Annotated in this window: 18 protein-coding genes and 1 tRNA gene; 10 read left to right on the top strand and 9 right to left on the bottom strand. The window is 63.3% G+C overall.

Annotated features, from left to right (window positions below; all coding sequences use genetic code 11):
- Positions 1 to 70: 70 nt before the first annotated feature.
- The 7 genes from F1735_RS00345 to F1735_RS00315 all read right to left on the bottom strand — a co-directional run bounded on the left by F1735_RS00345 (position 71) and on the right by F1735_RS00315 (position 5,678).
- Complete coding sequence (locus F1735_RS00345; protein ID WP_167235060.1) at positions 71 to 691, bottom strand: Maf family protein; 621 nt, start codon at positions 689 to 691, stop codon at positions 71 to 73.
- Positions 692 to 712: 21 nt separating this feature from the next.
- Complete coding sequence (rlmH, locus tag F1735_RS00340) at positions 713 to 1,183, bottom strand: 23S rRNA (pseudouridine(1915)-N(3))-methyltransferase RlmH (RefSeq protein WP_166873557.1); 471 nt, start codon at positions 1,181 to 1,183, stop codon at positions 713 to 715.
- Between the two features lie 6 nt (positions 1,184 to 1,189).
- Complete coding sequence (gene rsfS / locus F1735_RS00335) at positions 1,190 to 1,894, bottom strand: ribosome silencing factor (RefSeq protein WP_167220823.1); 705 nt, start codon at positions 1,892 to 1,894, stop codon at positions 1,190 to 1,192.
- Positions 1,894 to 2,544 (bottom strand): nicotinate-nucleotide adenylyltransferase, encoded by a 651-nt coding sequence (locus F1735_RS00330; RefSeq protein WP_167235059.1) that lies wholly within the window; start codon positions 2,542 to 2,544, stop codon positions 1,894 to 1,896. The genes rsfS and F1735_RS00330 overlap by 1 nt, the downstream gene beginning before the upstream one ends.
- Complete coding sequence (gene hemF, locus F1735_RS00325; protein WP_167235058.1) at positions 2,541 to 3,452, bottom strand: oxygen-dependent coproporphyrinogen oxidase; 912 nt, start codon at positions 3,450 to 3,452, stop codon at positions 2,541 to 2,543. The genes F1735_RS00330 and hemF overlap by 4 nt, the downstream gene beginning before the upstream one ends.
- A gap of 225 nt (positions 3,453 to 3,677) precedes the next feature.
- A complete protein-coding gene (gene purD, locus F1735_RS00320) occupies positions 3,678 to 4,946 on the bottom strand; it encodes a phosphoribosylamine--glycine ligase (protein WP_167235057.1) in 1,269 nt (422 codons plus the stop codon).
- Positions 4,947 to 4,952: 6 nt separating this feature from the next.
- Complete coding sequence (locus F1735_RS00315; protein WP_166889885.1) at positions 4,953 to 5,678, bottom strand: YebC/PmpR family DNA-binding transcriptional regulator; 726 nt, start codon at positions 5,676 to 5,678, stop codon at positions 4,953 to 4,955.
- Positions 5,679 to 5,789: 111 nt separating this feature from the next.
- Between F1735_RS00315 and F1735_RS00310 the strand changes: the two genes are divergently transcribed.
- Genes F1735_RS00310 through F1735_RS37330 form a run of 4 tightly spaced genes read left to right on the top strand, consistent with a single transcriptional unit; the run spans position 5,790 to position 8,283 of the window.
- The gene (locus F1735_RS00310; RefSeq protein WP_167235056.1) at positions 5,790 to 6,710 is read left to right on the top strand and encodes a DMT family transporter; all 921 of its coding nucleotides are present in this window, start codon (positions 5,790 to 5,792) and stop codon (positions 6,708 to 6,710) included.
- A 39-nt stretch (positions 6,711 to 6,749) separates the two neighbouring features.
- Positions 6,750 to 7,181 (top strand): methylglyoxal synthase, encoded by a 432-nt coding sequence (locus tag F1735_RS00305; protein WP_167235055.1) that lies wholly within the window; start codon positions 6,750 to 6,752, stop codon positions 7,179 to 7,181.
- Positions 7,181 to 8,155 (top strand): quinone oxidoreductase family protein, encoded by a 975-nt coding sequence (locus tag F1735_RS00300; protein WP_373888444.1) that lies wholly within the window; start codon positions 7,181 to 7,183, stop codon positions 8,153 to 8,155. The genes F1735_RS00305 and F1735_RS00300 overlap by 1 nt, the downstream gene beginning before the upstream one ends.
- Positions 8,152 to 8,283: a hypothetical protein gene (locus F1735_RS37330; protein ID WP_267875854.1), complete on the top strand. Its 132-nt coding sequence runs from the start codon at positions 8,152 to 8,154 to the stop codon at positions 8,281 to 8,283. Before F1735_RS00300 ends, F1735_RS37330 begins: the two co-directional genes overlap by 4 nt.
- A 42-nt stretch (positions 8,284 to 8,325) precedes the next feature.
- Here F1735_RS37330 and F1735_RS00295 read toward each other — a convergent pair whose 3' ends face one another.
- Entirely contained in the window at positions 8,326 to 8,982 is a 657-nt protein-coding gene (locus F1735_RS00295; RefSeq protein WP_167235054.1) for a DUF4136 domain-containing protein, read from the bottom strand.
- 207 nt (positions 8,983 to 9,189) lie between these two features.
- Between F1735_RS00295 and pepN the strand changes: the two genes are divergently transcribed.
- The 4 genes from pepN (at position 9,190) to F1735_RS00275 (ending at position 13,703) form a co-directional block, all read left to right on the top strand.
- Positions 9,190 to 11,832, top strand: a complete 2,643-nt coding sequence (pepN, locus tag F1735_RS00290) for an aminopeptidase N (RefSeq protein WP_167235053.1) — start codon at positions 9,190 to 9,192, stop codon at positions 11,830 to 11,832.
- A 45-nt stretch (positions 11,833 to 11,877) separates the two neighbouring features.
- Positions 11,878 to 12,879, top strand: a complete 1,002-nt coding sequence (locus F1735_RS00285) for a class 1 fructose-bisphosphatase (protein WP_167235052.1) — start codon at positions 11,878 to 11,880, stop codon at positions 12,877 to 12,879.
- Between the two features lie 83 nt (positions 12,880 to 12,962).
- Positions 12,963 to 13,038 (top strand) — tRNA-Thr (locus F1735_RS00280).
- A 419-nt stretch (positions 13,039 to 13,457) separates the two neighbouring features.
- The gene (locus tag F1735_RS00275; RefSeq protein WP_167235051.1) at positions 13,458 to 13,703 is read left to right on the top strand and encodes a hypothetical protein; all 246 of its coding nucleotides are present in this window, start codon (positions 13,458 to 13,460) and stop codon (positions 13,701 to 13,703) included.
- 118 nt (positions 13,704 to 13,821) lie between these two features.
- Here F1735_RS00275 and F1735_RS00270 read toward each other — a convergent pair whose 3' ends face one another.
- Positions 13,822 to 14,616, bottom strand: a complete 795-nt coding sequence (locus F1735_RS00270; protein ID WP_267876635.1) for a LexA family transcriptional regulator — start codon at positions 14,614 to 14,616, stop codon at positions 13,822 to 13,824.
- Positions 14,617 to 15,023: 407 nt separating this feature from the next.
- Here F1735_RS00270 and F1735_RS00265 point away from each other — a divergent pair, with 407 nt between their 5' ends.
- Complete coding sequence (locus F1735_RS00265; RefSeq protein ID WP_166889906.1) at positions 15,024 to 15,209, top strand: hypothetical protein; 186 nt, start codon at positions 15,024 to 15,026, stop codon at positions 15,207 to 15,209.
- Positions 15,206 to 15,583 (top strand): hypothetical protein, encoded by a 378-nt coding sequence (locus tag F1735_RS00260; protein WP_166889909.1) that lies wholly within the window; start codon positions 15,206 to 15,208, stop codon positions 15,581 to 15,583. Before F1735_RS00265 ends, F1735_RS00260 begins: the two co-directional genes overlap by 4 nt.
- Positions 15,584 to 16,012: the final 429 nt, after the last annotated feature.

The following is a 16,012-nucleotide window of genomic DNA, read 5'->3' as shown; positions in this document are numbered from 1 at the left end:
GGGCCGCCGTGCAGATGATAGTTGTAGGGACGAGGCCGACGGGAGCCGATGGCGCGCGCACAAGGGCGCATCAGGCCAGCGGAATGCCCGCTTCGCGCAGCAGCTGCGCGGTTTCGAACAGCGGCAGTCCGACGATGCCCGAATGGCTGCCTTCGATATGTTCGACGAACAGCGCGGCCAGGCCTTGCAGGCCGTAGCCGCCGGCCTTGTCGTACGGTTCGGGAGTGGAGCAGTACGCCTTGATCGAGGCCGCCGACAGCTTTGCGAAGCGCACCTGCGACACTTGCGTGAGCTGGCGCTTCATGTCGGTGTGGTGGACCGCGATGGCGGTCAGCACCTGGTGCGTGCGGCCCGACAGGCGTTCGAGCATTTCCATTGCCTCGTTGGGCGAGCCGGGTTTGCCGAGGATGGCGCCGTCGATGGTGACGGTGGTGTCGGCCGCCAGCACCGGACGCAGGGTCAGGCGGCGGTTCTGCACCATGTTCCAGCCGAAGGCCGCTTTTTCGTTGGCCACGCGCGCCACGTAGTCGATGGCCGCTTCGCCCGGGTGTACCACTTCCGTCACGTCCGGGCCGCGCGGCGTATCGTTGCGCAAGGTGAGCAGCTCGAATTCCACGCCGATCTGGCGCAGCAATTCGCGCCGGCGCGGGCTTTTCGAGGCAAGGTAGATTTTTCTGTCGATCGGTTTCATCGGATTCCGCATTCCCTTTTGTCAGACGCGATGATAAGGGTGATTCTGCGTGATCGACCACGCCCTATACAACTGCTCGGCAAGCATAACACGCACGATGCCGTGCGGGAGCGTCATGCTGGAAATACGGATCAGCCCCTCGGCGCGCGCCTTGAGTTCGGGATCGAGGCCGTCGGCCCCGCCGATCAGGAAGACGGTGTCGCGCCCGTCCTGCTGCCACTGCATCAGCTGTTGGGACAGGCCCACGCTGGTCAGGTCCTTGCCGCGTTCATCCAACGCGATGATGCGTGCGTTCTTGGGCAGGACCGCTTCGATGCGCTCGCGTTCGAGCGCCATGGCGGTGGCCGCCGTCTTGCTGCCGGAACGTTCGACCGGCTTGATTTCCTTGAGCACGATGCGCAATTCAGGCGGCATGCGCTTCGTGTACTCGGAAAAGCCGGTCTCGATCCAGGCGGGCATTTTGTGGCCGACCGCAGCGATCATGAGCTGCATCGATGCTTACTCTGCGTCTTTTTTGGCGACGCGCTTGATGACTTTCTTGACCGGCACGGCGTCGGCAGGGGCTTTCGGGGCCTTGACGGCGGCGGCGCGTTTCGGCGGCAGTGCCTTGAGGGCCTTGACGGCGGCTTCTTCGGTCTTGGTCGCGGCGACCTTGACCACTTTGCCGACGGCTTTCGACGCGGCTTTTTTGGCTGGCGCTTTTTTGGCGGCGGCTGTGGTCTTGGCGGCGGCGGCTTTTTTGGCGGCTGGTTTGCGTTCGTTGACCGGCTTGACTTCAGGCGCTTCCTGGGTCGAGGCCAGGTGCTTCGACTTCGGCTTGACTTCGGCCGCTTCGGCCGCTTCCACGGTGCCCTTGCGCTTGGCCGCGCCGAGCTTGACCGGCTTGTCGCCCCAGATTTCTTCGAGACGGTAGTACTGGCGGATCGCCGGCTGCATGATGTGGACGATCATGTCGCCCAGATCGACCAGGACCCATTCGCCGGTGTCTTCGCCTTCGATGCCGATCACGTCGCCGCCGGCTGCCTTGACCTTGTCGCGCACGGAGGCGGCCAGCGCCTTGGTCTGACGGTTGGAGGTGCCGGAAACGACGGCGATGCGGTCAAAGAGGCTGGTCAGGTGAACGGTATCGAACACGGTAATGTCCTGGCCCTTCACGTCTTCGAGGGCGTCGACGACGAGGGTCTGCAGTTTTTTAATATCCATTAGATTTCGTATAAATTATGTTGTTGAATATAGTCTAGCACTACCGGGGAGATAAGCGAGTTTGCCTTCTCGCCCCGTTGTAATGCCGCACGAATCTGGGTGGCGGAGATGTCCACATCCAGCGTCTCGGCCAGGTAAGCCCTGCCGGACGGGGTGTTACGCAATTGCGCCAGGCTGCCCCGGCGCATGGTGAGTTCTTCGGCGACGGCCGCCGGCAATGCCGCATCGGCCATCGAAAATCCAGGGCGCGCAGCCACGCCGATATGGGCCAGTTCGAACAGCTGCCGCCATGCGCGCCAGCTGTCGAGTTGCTGCAACTGGTCGGACCCCATCAGGAATACGATCGATGCGTGCGGCCCGAGTTCGGCGCGTACGCTGCGCAAGGTGTCGATGGTGTAGGTCGGCGTGCCGCGTTCGATTTCCTGCAGGTCCAGCGTGACAGCATGCGGCGCGCCGGCGAAGGCCAGGCGCAGCATGGCGATGCGGTCGGCGTCGCGCGCCTGCAAGCCGCTTTTTTGCCACGGACTGCCGGCCGGCAGGATGCGCAACTGGTCCGGTTCGAGCAGGGTGGCAAACAAGGTGGCCAGCGCCACATGACCGTTATGGACCGGGTCGAAACTGCCTCCCAGCAGTGCGACGCAGAAGGTCACGTAAGAAGCCAGTCGCGATGGACCAGGAAGTCGCTGTACAGCGTCGCTTCGGCGCTGCCGGCTTCCGGATGCCAGTCGTAGCGCCACTTGACGATCGGCGGCATCGACATCAGGATCGCTTCGGTGCGTCCGCCCGACTGCAGGCCGAACAGGGTGCCGCGGTCCCACACCAGGTTAAATTCGACATAGCGCCCGCGCCGGTAGGCCTGGAAGTCGCGTTCGCGCTCGCCGTACGGCGTGTCCTTGCGGGCCATCAGGATCGGCAGGTAGGCCTTGACGAAGGAGTCGCCCACGCTTTGCGTCATCGCGTACGAGAGCTCGAACCCGGCTTCGTTGAAGTCGTCGAAGAAAATCCCGCCCACGCCGCGCGGCTCCTTGCGGTGTTTCAGGTAAAAGTAATCGTCGCACCAGTGCTTGAAGCGCGCGTGCAGGGTACTGCCGAAGGGCGCCAGGGCGTCGTGGCAGGTCTGGTGGAAGTGGCGCGTATCGCCTTCGTCGCCGTAGTAGGGCGTCAGGTCCATGCCGCCGCCGAACCACCATACCGGTTCTTCCCCCGGCGCGGTGGCGGTGAAGAAGCGCACGTTCATGTGAACCGTCGGCGCGTACGGATTGCGCGGGTGGACTACCAGCGACACGCCCATCGCTTCCCAGGCGCGGCCGGCCAGTTCGGGACGCGACGCCGCGGCCGAAGGCGGCAGGTTGGCGCCCATCACGTGCGAAAAATTGACGCCGCCGCGCTCCAGGACATTGCCTTCCTCGATCAGGCGCGAGATGCCGCCGCCGCCCTCTGGACGCTGCCATTCTTCGCGCAGGAAGGGCTTGCCGTCGGCTTCTTCGAGCGATTGCACGATGCGCGCTTGCAGGTCGAGTAGCCAGGCCTTGACGGCCGCAGGGGAGGGGGATGACATCGGGGAGCGGGATCGGGGAATAAAAATTGAGGACGAATTGTACACCGTGCCGGTGTTTTATGATATAGCCACCGCCACGTCGTTCCCGCGCAGGCGGGAATCCAAGTTCGCGCCGAAGCTACCGGCCAAGCGAGTAACTTGGGTTCCCGCCTTCGCGGGAACGACGAGCTAGCGCGGGGACGACGGCGTCAACGCGGTGCGAACTGCGTCGATATTAACAATAGCTTAGTGCTTCAACCCCCGCCACCCGATATCGCGGCGGAACTGCGCGCCGTTGAAATGGATCTTGTCGACCGTTTCGTAAGCCTGCTTCTGCGCCATCTTGACGCTGTCGCCCAAGCCCACCACGCACAGCACGCGGCCACCGTTGGTCACCAGCTTGCCGTCAAGCTGCCGGGTCCCCGCATGAAAGGTCACGCATTCCGGCGTCTCGGCGGGAATGCCGTCGATCACATCGCCCTTGCGCGGGTCGTCCGGATAGCCGGCAGCGGCCAGCACCACGCCCACCGCCGTGCGGCGGTCCCATTCCAGTTCGACCGTGTCGAGCGTGCCACCCACCGCATGCTCCATCACCGTCACCAGGTCGCTCTTGAGGCGCGCCATGATCGGCTGCGTCTCCGGGTCGCCCATGCGGCAGTTAAATTCCAGCGTCTTCGGATTGCCTTTGTCGTCGATCATCAGGCCCGCGTACAAAAAGCCGGTGAACGCAATGCCGTCCTTGGCCATGCCGTTGATGGTCGGGTTGATAATCTCGCGCATCACGCGCGCGTGCATGGCCGGCGTGACGATCGGCGCCGGCGAATACGCGCCCATGCCGCCCGTGTTCGGGCCTTCGTCGGCGTCTTTCAAGCGCTTGTGATCCTGGCTGGTCGCCAGCGGCAAAATGTTTTTGCCGTCGCACATGACGATGAAGCTCGCTTCCTCGCCCGCCAAAAACTCTTCGATCACGATGCGCGCGCCGGCGTCGCCGAAGCGGTTATCAGCGAGCATATGGTCGACCGCCTGGTGCGCTTCTTCGAGCGTCATGGCGACGACCACGCCTTTGCCGGCAGCCAGGCCGTCGGCCTTGATGACGATCGGCGCGCCGTTGGCGTCGATGTAGGCGTGCGCCTCTCCCACATCCGAAAACGTCTGGTAGGTCGCCGTCGGAATGCCGTGACGCTGCATGAACGCCTTGGCGAAGTCCTTCGAGCTTTCGAGCTGCGCCGCTTCTTTGGTGGGGCCGAAAATCTTCAGGCCGCGACCGCGGAACAGGTTGACGATGCCGGCCGCCAGCGGCGTCTCGGGACCGACCACGGTCAGGGCGATACCTTCGCGCTGGACGAATTCGGCCAGTTGCTCCGGGTCCGACAGGTCGACGTTGACGAGGCGGATGTCGCGCGCCGTACCGCCATTGCCGGGGGCGACGTAGACCATCTGGATACGTTCGGATTGGGCCAGTTTCCAGGCCAGTGCATGTTCACGGCCGCCAGAGCCGACTACCAGGATTTTCATAGGAGCTTAATCTTCGATCAGGACGTTGGTATAGACTTCCTGCACATCGTCGAGGTTCTCGAGCGCGTCGAGAATTTTTTGCATCTTGATGCCGTCTTCGCCGCCGATCACGGTTTCGGTGGACGGCTTCATGATGATCTCGGCCACTTCGGCCTTGAAGCCGGCAGCTTCCAATGCTTCTTTCACGGCCGCGAAAGCGAACGGATCGCACAGTACTTCGAAGCCGCCTTCTTCGTCGGCCACCACGTCGTCGGCGCCGGCCTCCAGGGCCGCTTCCATCAACTTGTCTTCATCCACGCCGGGCGCGAACAGGAACTGGCCGCAGTGCTTGAACATGAACGCGACCGAGCCTTCGGCGCCCATGTTGCCGCCGTGTTTGTTGAAGGCGTGCCGCACTTCGGCCACCGTGCGTACGCGGTTGTCGGTCATGCAGTCGACGATGATGGCCGCGCCGCCGATGCCGTAGCCTTCGTAGCGCACCTCTTCGTAGTTCACGCCTTCGAGTCCGCCCGAGCCGCGCAAGATGGCGCGCGTGACGTTCTCTTTCGGCATATTGGCGTCAGCCGCCTTGTCCACCGCCAGGCGCAGGCGCGGGTTGGTGGCGATGTCGGGGCCGCCCATGCGCGCGCCGACGGTGATTTCCTTGATCAATCGGGTCCAGATCTTGCCGCGCTTGGCGTCGGTGGCGGCCTTCTTGTGCTTGATATTGGCCCATTTGCTGTGTCCAGCCATGTCGAAATTTCCTTAGACGGTATGCATCGATGGCCGACATTTTACCATAGCGGCCTTGTCAAAATCCGCCGGCCTCCAGCCAGTTTGCGCGTTTCGTTCTACAATCGCTGCATGAACAAAAGCGCAACGGCCACCGCCGCCCACCCGACCCCGCGCCCGGCCCTGATGGCCGGCCTGACGCTGGCCATCGCGGGCGCGGTGCTGTTTTCGACCAAGGCGGTGCTGGCCAAGCTGATGTACCGCTACCATGTCGACGCCGTCACCGTGCTCGCGTTCCGCATGCTGTTCTCGCTGCCGGTGTTCGCCGCCGTCGCCATCTGGAAGATGCGCAGCGAAGCGCCGCTGCCGGTGGCCGACCGCTGGCGCCTGGTGTTGCTGGGCGTGGTTGGCTACTACCTCTCCAGTTTTCTCGACTTCCTCGGCCTGCAATTCATCTCGGTCGGGCTGGAACGCCTGATCCTGTTCCTCACGCCGACGTTTGTCCTGCTCATTACCTCGGTGTTCCTCAAGCGCCACATCAGCCGCATCGAGTGGCTGGCGCTGCTCGTGTCTTACTGCGGCATCGTGCTGGTGTTCGTGCATGACCTGCGGGGCGGCGCCGGCAGCACAAGCATCGGCGCGCTGCTGGTACTCGGTTCGGCGCTGTCGTATGCGCTCTACCTGTTGATGTCGGGCGAGATGGTGCGCCGCATCGGCTCCCTGCGCCTGGTGGCGTATGCGATGTGCGTCTCGAGCGCGGTGTGCATCGGCCAGTTCTTCGTGCTGCGGCCCGCCTCGATGCTGGTGCAGCCGGCGGCGGTGTACTGGTACTCGCTGGCCAACGGGATTTTTTGCACCGTGCTGCCGGTCTTCATGACCATGATCGCGGTGCAGCGCATCGGCGCCTCCACCGCTTCGCAGGCCGGCATGATCGGCCCCGTCTCGACCCTGTTCCTCGGCGCGCTGGTTTTGAAAGAGCCGATCACCGCCGTGCAACTGGGCGGCACCGCGATGGTACTGGCGGGGATTTATATGCTGTCGAAGAAAAAATAGCAGTCATTCACCATCAACCCGATCCATGAAAGCGACCGAATGAACCAACCGACCATGCCCCGCATCGCCCTGATCGCGCACGACAAGAAGAAGGACGACATGATCGTGCTCGCCGGCGAATACGTCGATTTCCTGCGCGGCTGCCAGCTGATGGCGACCGGCACCACCGGCGCGCGCCTGATCATGGAACTGGGGCTGGCGGTGGAACGCAAGGAGTCCGGCCCGTTCGGCGGCGACCTGCAGATCGGCGCGGCCCTGGTCGAAGGCCAGGTCGACGCGGTGGTGTTCCTGCGCGACCCGATGACGCCGCAGCCGCACGAACCGGACATCAATGCGCTGGTGCGCGCCTGCGACGTCCACAACGTCGCTTGCGCCACCAATCTGTCGAGCGCCCATGTGCTGCTGTCGCACCTCAGGCTGGCGGCCGCGCAAACCATCCCGGAACCAGAAACAGACAGGAGTCCAGCATGATCGCAAAAGCAATCCGCATGAACCGCACCGGCGGTCCCGAAGTCATGGAATACGTCGACGTGGAGGTGGGCGAGCCCGGAGCGGGCGAAGCGCGCGTGCGCCACGCCGCCTGCGGCATCAATTTTATCGACGTGTACTTTCGCACCGGCTTGTATCCGCAGCCGCTGCCGGCGGACCTGGGCATGGAAGGCGCGGGCGTGGTCGAGGCGATCGGAGAAGGCGTGACCGAGGTGGCCGTGGGCGACCGCGTGGCCTACGCCGGCCGTCCGAACGGGGCTTACTGCGAGGTGCGCAACATGCCGTCCGCGCTGCTGCTGCGCCTGCCCGAGGCGATCTCGTTCGAGACCGGCGCCGCCATGATGCTGCAGGGGCTGACCGTGCAGTACCTGTTCCGCCGCACCGTGCCGCTCAAGCGCGGCGACACCATTTTGTTCCACGCGGCCGCCGGCGGCGTGGGCCTGATCGCCTCGCAGTGGGCGCGCGCGCTCGGCGTACACATGATCGGCACCGTCGGTTCCGACGAAAAAGCCGCGCTGGCCAAGGCCGCCGGCTGCAGCCATGTCATCAACTACAACACCGAAGATTTTGTCGCGCGCGTGATGGACATCACCAACGGCGAAAAAGTCTCGGTGGTGTACGACTCGATCGGCAAGGATACCTTCACCAAGTCGCTCGACTGCCTGCGCCCGCTGGGGATGATGGTCAGCTTCGGCAGCGCCTCCGGCCCGGTGCCCGATTTTTCGCTGGCCGAACTGTCCTCGCGCGGCTCGCTGTTCATCACCCGTCCGACCCTGTTCAGCTACGCCGCCAGGCGCGCCGACCTCGAAGCGATGGCCGCCGACCTGTTCGCGGTGGTCGCCAGCGGCGAGGTGAAGATCGATATCAACCAGACCTACAAGCTGGCCGACGCCGCGCAGGCGCATATCGACCTTGAAGCGCGCAAGACGACCGGCTCGTCGATCCTGGTGCCATGAGCGCGCCGGACGGCAAGCCTGACGACGGCTCGCCCAAGTTCGGGCGCCTGTTGATCGCTCTGGTGCTGGCGGTGCTGCTGATCGTCGGCATCACCTTCGGCTCGGAGGCCTGGCTCGGCCATCCATGAAAAACGCGCTCCACGGAGCGCGTTGTTTGTGATGCCGGCCAATCAGCCTTCGCGTTTCAGCTCGACCCGCCGCGCCACCCCGCTCACGCCCGGGAATTCGGCAAAGGCGCTGTGCACCAGGGCCGGCATCAGCGCCGGGGTGGACATGTCGCGGCTCATGTTATGCACGGTGACGTCGAACAGGCGCTTGCCGTCGGGGATGGACTTGATCCCGACCTGCAGTTCGCGCCGGTACTGGTGATCGATGCGTTCGCGGTACATCGGCGCGCCGGTCCAGAACGGATCGTAGAAGGGGCTGTGCCAGCCGCCCCAGTAGCGCCGCGCGCCCCAGTGGCGGCCGCGATAGCCGTAGCCGCCGAAGGCGAAGCGCGGGCTGGCGTAAAAGAAGGGATCGACCACTTCGACGATGCGCACCGGGATATCGGTGGTGGTGAAACGCATCGAGATTTTCAGGGTCGGCTTGCCGCTTTCGCCGGCGTCGCGGAAACCCAGGCGCGTCAGCTCGCCGCGCACCAGGTTCTGGTAGCTGCGCAGTTCAAGCGTATCGTCCTGCACCGGCGGCGCTTCGAACACATAGGTCTTGTCCTGCAGCTCGGCCGGCCACTGGTGGAAAGTGGTCACATCGCTGCGGATGGTGCTCGCGCAGCCTCCCAGTAACAGCGTCAGCGCCGCACCGGCGGCCATCAATAATCGTTTCATCGCATTACTCCCATGACGCTACTCCCATCACTCAAAACGGATTTCACCGAAGCTAACTTTATGGCTCACAGTCTATTTTCGCAGAATTTTTACAAGTTGTTACCCCCGTGTACACTGCGATACAGACATGCCGAGGCAATGAGGCGCGGCGCAAGCTTGTGGTATTGGTAAAATAGGCTCCCGACTCACCGTCCCTTCCGAGATCCCATGCGCACAGACACTCCGCAAACCATCTATCGCAAAGAGTACACCCCGCCCGGCTTTATGGTGGAAACGGTCGAACTTGGCTTTGATCTCGACCCGCAGCGCACCATCGTCGCCAGCCGCCTGACCATGACGCGCAATCCGGAGAGCAAGGTACGCGAGATTGAGTTGCACGGAGAAAATATCATCTTGGTCGCGCTGCGCATGAACGGCAAGACCCTGTCCAAGCGCGATTACCGCCTCGACGACAAGATGCTGGTCATCCCCAACGCGCCCGACGCGGTGACCCTGGAAATCGAAACCCTGACGACACCGGTCAAGAATACAACCTTGAACGGGTTGTACGTATCGAACGGCAACTTTTTTACCCAATGCGAGGCGGAAGGTTTCCGCAACATCACGTATTTCCCCGACCGTCCCGACGTGATGGCGACATACACGGTGATGTTGCGCGCCGATAAGGCCACCTATCCGGTGCTGCTGTCTAACGGCAACCTGATCGAAGAGGGCGAACTTGGCGATGGGCGCCACTTTGCCAAATGGGAAGACCCGTTCAAGAAGCCATCGTACCTGTTCGCGCTGGTGGCGGCGCGCCTGGTGTGCCAGGAAGAAACGTTTAAACTGGCCGATGGCCGCTCGGCGCTGTTGCAGGTGTGGGTTGAAGATGGCAATCTCGACAAGACCGATTACGCCATGCAGTCGCTCAAGAACTCGATCCGCTGGGATGAAGAGCGTTTCGGGCTCGAACTCGACCTGGACCGTTTCATGATCGTCGCCGTGGGCGACTTCAACATGGGCGCGATGGAAAACAAGGGCCTGAACATCTTCAACACCAAGTTCGTGCTGGCCAACCCGCGCGTGGCGACCGATATCGACTACGCCGGTATCGAAGCGGTGGTCGGGCACGAGTATTTCCACAACTGGACCGGCAACCGCATTACGTGCCGCGACTGGTTCCAGCTGTCGCTGAAAGAAGGGCTGACGGTGTTCCGCGACCAGGAATTCTCGGCCGACATGATCGGCACCGAGAGCGGGCGCGCGGTGACCCGCATCGACCAGGTGCGCACGCTGCGCCAGGCCCAGTTCCCGGAAGACGCGGGGCCGATGGCGCATCCGGTGCGGCCCGATTCTTTTGTGGAGATCAATAACTTCTACACCGTCACCGTCTACGAAAAAGGCGCCGAAGTGGTGCGCATGTACCAGACCCTGCTCGGGCGCGAACGCTTCCGCAAGGGCATGGACCTGTATTTCGAACGGCATGACGGCCAGGCCGTGACCTGCGACGACTTCCGCGCCGCCATGGCCGATGCCGGAGAACGCGACCTGTCGCAGTTCGAGCGCTGGTACAGCCAGGCCGGCACGCCGGTGGTGCGCGCCGAAGGACGCTACGACGGCGACGCTCACACCTACGAGCTGACCCTGACCCAGCGCTGCCCGGCCACGCCCGGCCAGGAGCACAAGCTGCCGTTTCATGTTCCGGTGGCGGTGGGCCTGCTCGGCGCCGACGGGCGCGACCTGCACCTGAACGTCGATGGACTCGATGCCGTCACCGCGGTGCTGGAACTGACCGATGCATCGCGCACCTTCCGCTTTACCGGTGTGAAGGAAGCGCCGACGCCATCGATCCTGCGCGATTTTTCGGCGCCCGTGGTGCTGGAATACGATTACACCGATACCGAGCTGCTGCACCTGTTCAGCCATGACAGCGACCCGGTCAACCGCTGGGAAGCGGGCCAGCGCCTGGCCATGGCGCGCCTGCTCAAGCTCACCAGCGCCGTGGCCGCGGGCGACACGCTTGAACTGGACACCACCTTCATCGAAGCGCTGCGCAAGATCCTGGCCGACGAATCGCTCGATGCCGCCTTCCGCGAGCAGGCCTTGCTGCTGCCGTCCGAGAGCATGATCGCCGACCAGATGGAGGTGGTCAATCCGCAGGCCATCCACCAGGCGCGCCAGTTCGTGCGGCGCAGCGTCGGCGAGGCGCTGCGCGTCGAGCTGCGCGCACAGTACGACGCCAACCAGACCCCGGGCGCGTACAGTCCCGATGCCTTGTCGGCGGGGCGACGCGGCCTGAAGAACCTGGCCCTGGCCTACCTGGCGTCGACCTCCAGCGAAGAGGGTATCGCGCTGGCCCAGGCGCAGTTCGACAACGCCGGCAACATGACCGACCGGGTGGCCGCGCTGGCGGCCCTGATCCATGCCGGCGCTGGCTCGGCGCAGGCGGCGCTGCAAGCGTTCTACGCCGATTTTGACAACGAGGCGCTGGTGATCGACAAGTGGTTCGCGATGCAGGCCTCGGCCCCGGCCACCGACGTGGCGGCGGTGCGCGGGCTGATGCGCCATGCGGCTTTCAACATCCAGAATCCGAACCGCGCGCGCAGCCTGGTATTTACTTTCTGCGTCGGCAATCCGGCGCAGTTCCACGCGCCGGACGGCAGCGGCTACGCCTTCTGGTCCGAGCAGGTGATCGCGCTCGACGCCCTGAACCCGCAAGTGGCCAGCCGCCTGGCGCGCTCGATGGACCGCTGGCGCAGGTATGCGCCGGCCCTGCAGGCGCAGATGAAGAAGGCCTTGCAGAAGGTCGCCGGCGTGAAAAAATTATCCAGCGACGTGCGCGAAGTGGTGAGCAAGGCGCTCGCCAACTAATCGCCGCGGCGACCAAAGCATATTCAACACATCAAAGGGAAGTGAATGAAACGCGTCAGTCTCACGCAACACCTGGTCGAAGAACAACGGCTGCATAACTCCATCCCGGCCGAACTGCGCCTGCTGATCGAAGTGGTCGCGCGCGCCTGCAAGACCATCAGCCATTCGGTCGGCAAGGGAGCGCTCGGTGATATCCTCGGCAGCGCCGACACCGAGAACATCCAGGGCGAAGTGCAGAAAAAGCTGGACGTGATCTCGAACGAGATCCTGCTCGAGGCGAACGAATGGGGCGGCCACCTGGCGGCAATGGCGTCGGAAGAGATGGAATCGATCCATCCGATCCCGAACCGTTATCCGATGGGCGAATACATGCTCTTGTTCGACCCGCTCGACGGCTCGTCCAACATCGACGTCAACGTCTCGATCGGCACCATCTTCTCGGTGCTCAAGGCGCCCGAAGGCATGGGCACGCCGACCGAAGCGGACTTCATGCAGGCCGGTAGCATGCAGGTCGCCGCCGGTTACGCCGTGTACGGCCCGCAGACCATGCTGGTGCTCACCACCGGCAATGGCGTACACTGCTTCACCCTGGACCGCGAAATGGGTTCCTGGGTGCTGACCCAGCGCCACATGATGATTCCCGAAGCGACCAAGGAATTCGCGATCAACATGTCGAACCAGCGCCACTGGCACGCGCCGGTGCAGCGCTATGTCGACGAGCTGCTGGCCGGATCGACCGGCGTTCGTGGCAAGGATTTCAATATGCGCTGGATCGCTTCGATGGTGGCCGACGTGCATCGCATCCTCAACCGCGGCGGCATCTTCATGTATCCGGCCGATACGCGCGACACCTCGATGCCGGGCAAGCTGCGCCTGATGTACGAAGCCAATCCGATGGCGATGATCGTCGAGCAGGCCGGCGGCGCCGCGACCGACGGACGCACCCGCATCCTCGATATCGCGCCGCACAAGCTGCACCAGCGGGTGCCGGTGTTCCTCGGTTCGAAGAGTGAAGTTGAGCGCGTGAGCAGCTATCACGCCGAGTAAAACTGGTTTTTTTGACAAAAACCGAAAGAACGCGCATTCGGACTAGCAATTTTGCCGGGTTCTTTGCTAGAATACGCGTCTTCGCCGATTTAGCTCAGTTGGTAGAGCAGTTCATTCGTAATGAAAAGGTCGCCAGTTCGATTCCGGCAATCGGCACCAGGTATATGTATCAAGTAAAAACCCGCACGCCTCACGGCGTAGCGGGTTTTTTCTTGCCGGTGGCGGCTGATTGGGGCGGGTGCCGGCGCTCATGGGGCGCTCAGCGCAGCGTCGATGGCGCCAGGGACGGGAGGTGCAACAGCGTTTTCCCGCTCTGCGCGCCGCTGGTGTATTTTCCTGCTTCGACGCTGCTGATCATGCCGGACAGGAGCGTCGCGTTAAAGGCAGCGACCCCGAACACCGTTGCCTGGGCTGCCGTGATGGCGGTAATGATGACCGTTTTCTTGAGGTCTTGCCGGCCTTGATTTCAAGGTAGTGGCAATCCATATTGTCAAAGCGCTCATCGAGGCGCTTTTCGAATTCCGCGCGCCGCTCCGCACCCATGCGCACAAACTCGACGTGCCGTTCCTCTGCACACCTTGGCGCTCGACTTCTCTTTGTTCCCGCCCTGCCGACTGGCGACGGTGCTCGGCCCACAACTGCGCCTCGACGCGTTGACGTTCCATCCGCTGCTCGATCCCGGCTTGACGCCATTGCGCTTGTGTTTGCCGCCATTCGGCATCGGCTTTCTTGTATTGCGCTTCCAGCCGTTCGCGTTCTTTTCTGATTTCCTCTCCTTGTTCTACTTCCTGGCTATTCGCCCGACTGATTTTTATGACGAGTAGTCCGACTGATAATTTGAGGTGTGACGACGGCCGGCAGGCGCGTCAACATGCCCGCACATGGCGGGCGCGGTGAAGTAGGTGAGCAGTCAAATCCACCCTTGGCGGCCCGCAGGCGTCCTCAGACGCGATTCATCAAGGTGCGCGCTTCCTGCCGGATCACGCGTCCGACGATGATGCATTCGCCGCCGCGGCAGGCGCGCCGGTGGTAGGCCGGGTCCGGATTCATGGAAGACAGATACCATTCGCGGCCCTCGCGCACCAGTTGCTTGACCACGGCCTCGCCATCGAAATTGACCGCGTACAACTCGTTGTTGATCGGTTTGGTGTCGGCAATATTGATGACGACCACATCGCCTTCGATCATCAACGGCCACATGCTGTCGCCCTTGACGCTGATGGCCAGCAGGCATTGCGGCACCAGGTCGTTTTTCTCGATGAAGCGACGCGGCAGATTGATGGTGGTGTCGGTTTGATCCTCCTGCGACGCCTCGAAGCCCATGACGCCGGCGCGCAAGGTCAGGCTGACCTTCTTGATGGGGATGGTCTCGTCCTGGTCGGCATCGATCGTGATGCGCCTGCCGACCAGGCGGAAATCGTTCTCGCGCGACTGCGCCAAGGCCATCGCATCCTTGGCTGCGGCGTAATCGTCCGCATGCGAGGCCAGCGCGGCGCTGAAGGCGGAGATCGGCACGCCCAGCAGTTTCGAAAACTTGATGGCGACATCGATATTCAAGGGGATTTTGCCGTTGAGATATTGGTTCAAGGCGCTTTGGCCGAACGCCATCTGGTTGGCGGCGGCTTCCTGGGACGCAGGCAGCCCTTGGCTGCGGCGCGCGTGTTGCCACTCAATGAAGAGTTGCTTGAGCTGCGCTGCTTCCGCGAGCTCGTGTGGGTTTAGGGGGAGGGCTGGCATACATCGAACAATATAAGGAAAACTAATAAAAAGCAATCAGTCTGACTGTTGACAAACGTGATTAGTAGGACTAATATACTGCTTATGAACACAGCGATACCTGTCCGGTTTTTGCCCGGCTTTACCAGCGCCTTGTTGCGCCAGGAGGTCATGGTCTCCAGCCGCGCGCGCGGCCGGTGCCAGCCGCCTGATGCGGTCGTCCGGCCCAGCCTGCGTACTACGCCGGTGGCAGGCACGATCAGTCGAGGCGATCGATGTGCGTCACCGGTGCCCGCGCACCGTGCTGCGCGCCGGGCCTGACCCGGCAGTTCGACCAGTTTGACCCCAAGTCCGGCGTCATTGCAGTTGCAATGGCGGCCGCCCCGCCACGCCCGCGCCAGCGGCAGGCATGCCACCAAGGAGAACAGATGACCGTCCAACCAGAACTCAATCACGAAGCGCGCCAGTTGCTCGCCGTCGCATGCGCCTGGCGAGAGAGCCGCAACGCCGCCGTCGCCGCCGGTGGCGTGATCGGGGAATTAACCGCGCTGCGCCATCGCCTCGACGGCGATGCCCTGGCCCAAGCCATCGACACTTACTGGAGGGCAGCATGAGACGTTATCTGGTTGATCAACTGCGTTGCAACATCCTGGCCGCGCTCGCGCACGGTCCCACGCAAGTCGCCCCGCTGGCCCAACGCCTGGGCGCCGATGCCGAAAAGGTGCGCCAGCAATGCCTGGAGCTGTTCCGCGAAGGCGCGATCGGGCGCGATCCGCGCACGCGGCGCGCGCACATGGTGTACCGGGCCGCCGGCCTGCCCGATCCCACCGAACCCGATCCGCACCCGATCCAGCGCGTCCTGGCGTCAGAATGGAAGGGCCATCCCTACCGCGATCCGCTGGTTGCCGCGCTGTTCGGCCCGACGGGGAGGGCGCATGGGGCCGGTTTTGGCTTGTCGCATCATGGCGGCCATCGGGCCGACTGCTAAACATACAGGCCAGAATTTGGCGAACATGGCCGGATGCGATTGCCGCGCACCCTCCGCGAACGCAGTGCGAGCCCTGCGAGCGGAGGGCAAGGCCGCAGCGCGCCGGCCGTGGAACGCAAAAATGCCCCTTATTCATGGGCGTGTATGTAGAGCCTGCCTCGGCAGGCCGGCATCGCAGCCGGCCTGCCCGGCAATGCCATTGATCGGGCTCATTCACCTGTCCATCCTGCGCCGGCATCGCCCGCGTCAATATTGCATTGTTGAGGGCGCGCAAAGCGCCCGCACCCCCCCATTCCCACCCTCCGGCATAACAATGCCTCCTGGCATGCATGGCAATTCTGTTAGTCACCGCACAGTGAGCAAACGGCAATCGTTATATTTTTTGTATTCGGCACCAACAACAGGTGTCACCACCGCGCTGGTAACAAA

Origin of the sequence: Massilia genomosp. 1, assembly GCF_011682185.1 — a bacterium.
GTDB lineage: Bacteria > Pseudomonadota > Gammaproteobacteria > Burkholderiales > Burkholderiaceae_D > Telluria_A > Telluria_A rubra.
This window is presented reverse-complemented; position numbering and strand designations above follow the sequence as displayed.

Bases quoted from the DNA above. Each gene is read 5' to 3' on its own strand.
- F1735_RS00310 (WP_167235056.1), top strand. From the start codon at position 5,790: ATGAACAAAAGCGCAACGGCCACCGCCGCCCACCCGACCCCGCGCCCG.
- hemF (WP_167235058.1), bottom strand. From the start codon at position 3,452: ATGTCATCCCCCTCCCCTGCGGCCGTCAAGGCCTGGCTACTCGACCTG.
- F1735_RS00295 (WP_167235054.1), bottom strand. From the start codon at position 8,982: ATGAAACGATTATTGATGGCCGCCGGTGCGGCGCTGACGCTGTTACTG.
- F1735_RS00260 (WP_166889909.1), top strand. From the start codon at position 15,206: ATGAGACGTTATCTGGTTGATCAACTGCGTTGCAACATCCTGGCCGCG.
- rlmH (WP_166873557.1), bottom strand. From the start codon at position 1,183: ATGCAGCTCATGATCGCTGCGGTCGGCCACAAAATGCCCGCCTGGATC.
- F1735_RS00270 (WP_267876635.1), bottom strand. From the start codon at position 14,616: ATGCCAGCCCTCCCCCTAAACCCACACGAGCTCGCGGAAGCAGCGCAG.
- F1735_RS00345 (WP_167235060.1), bottom strand. From the start codon at position 691: ATGAAACCGATCGACAGAAAAATCTACCTTGCCTCGAAAAGCCCGCGC.
- pepN (WP_167235053.1), top strand. From the start codon at position 9,190: ATGCGCACAGACACTCCGCAAACCATCTATCGCAAAGAGTACACCCCG.
- F1735_RS00305 (WP_167235055.1), top strand. From the start codon at position 6,750: ATGAACCAACCGACCATGCCCCGCATCGCCCTGATCGCGCACGACAAG.
- F1735_RS00315 (WP_166889885.1), bottom strand. From the start codon at position 5,678: ATGGCTGGACACAGCAAATGGGCCAATATCAAGCACAAGAAGGCCGCC.
- F1735_RS00265 (WP_166889906.1), top strand. From the start codon at position 15,024: ATGACCGTCCAACCAGAACTCAATCACGAAGCGCGCCAGTTGCTCGCC.
- rsfS (WP_167220823.1), bottom strand. From the start codon at position 1,894: ATGGATATTAAAAAACTGCAGACCCTCGTCGTCGACGCCCTCGAAGAC.
- F1735_RS37330 (WP_267875854.1), top strand. From the start codon at position 8,152: ATGAGCGCGCCGGACGGCAAGCCTGACGACGGCTCGCCCAAGTTCGGG.
- F1735_RS00285 (WP_167235052.1), top strand. From the start codon at position 11,878: ATGAAACGCGTCAGTCTCACGCAACACCTGGTCGAAGAACAACGGCTG.
- purD (WP_167235057.1), bottom strand. From the start codon at position 4,946: ATGAAAATCCTGGTAGTCGGCTCTGGCGGCCGTGAACATGCACTGGCC.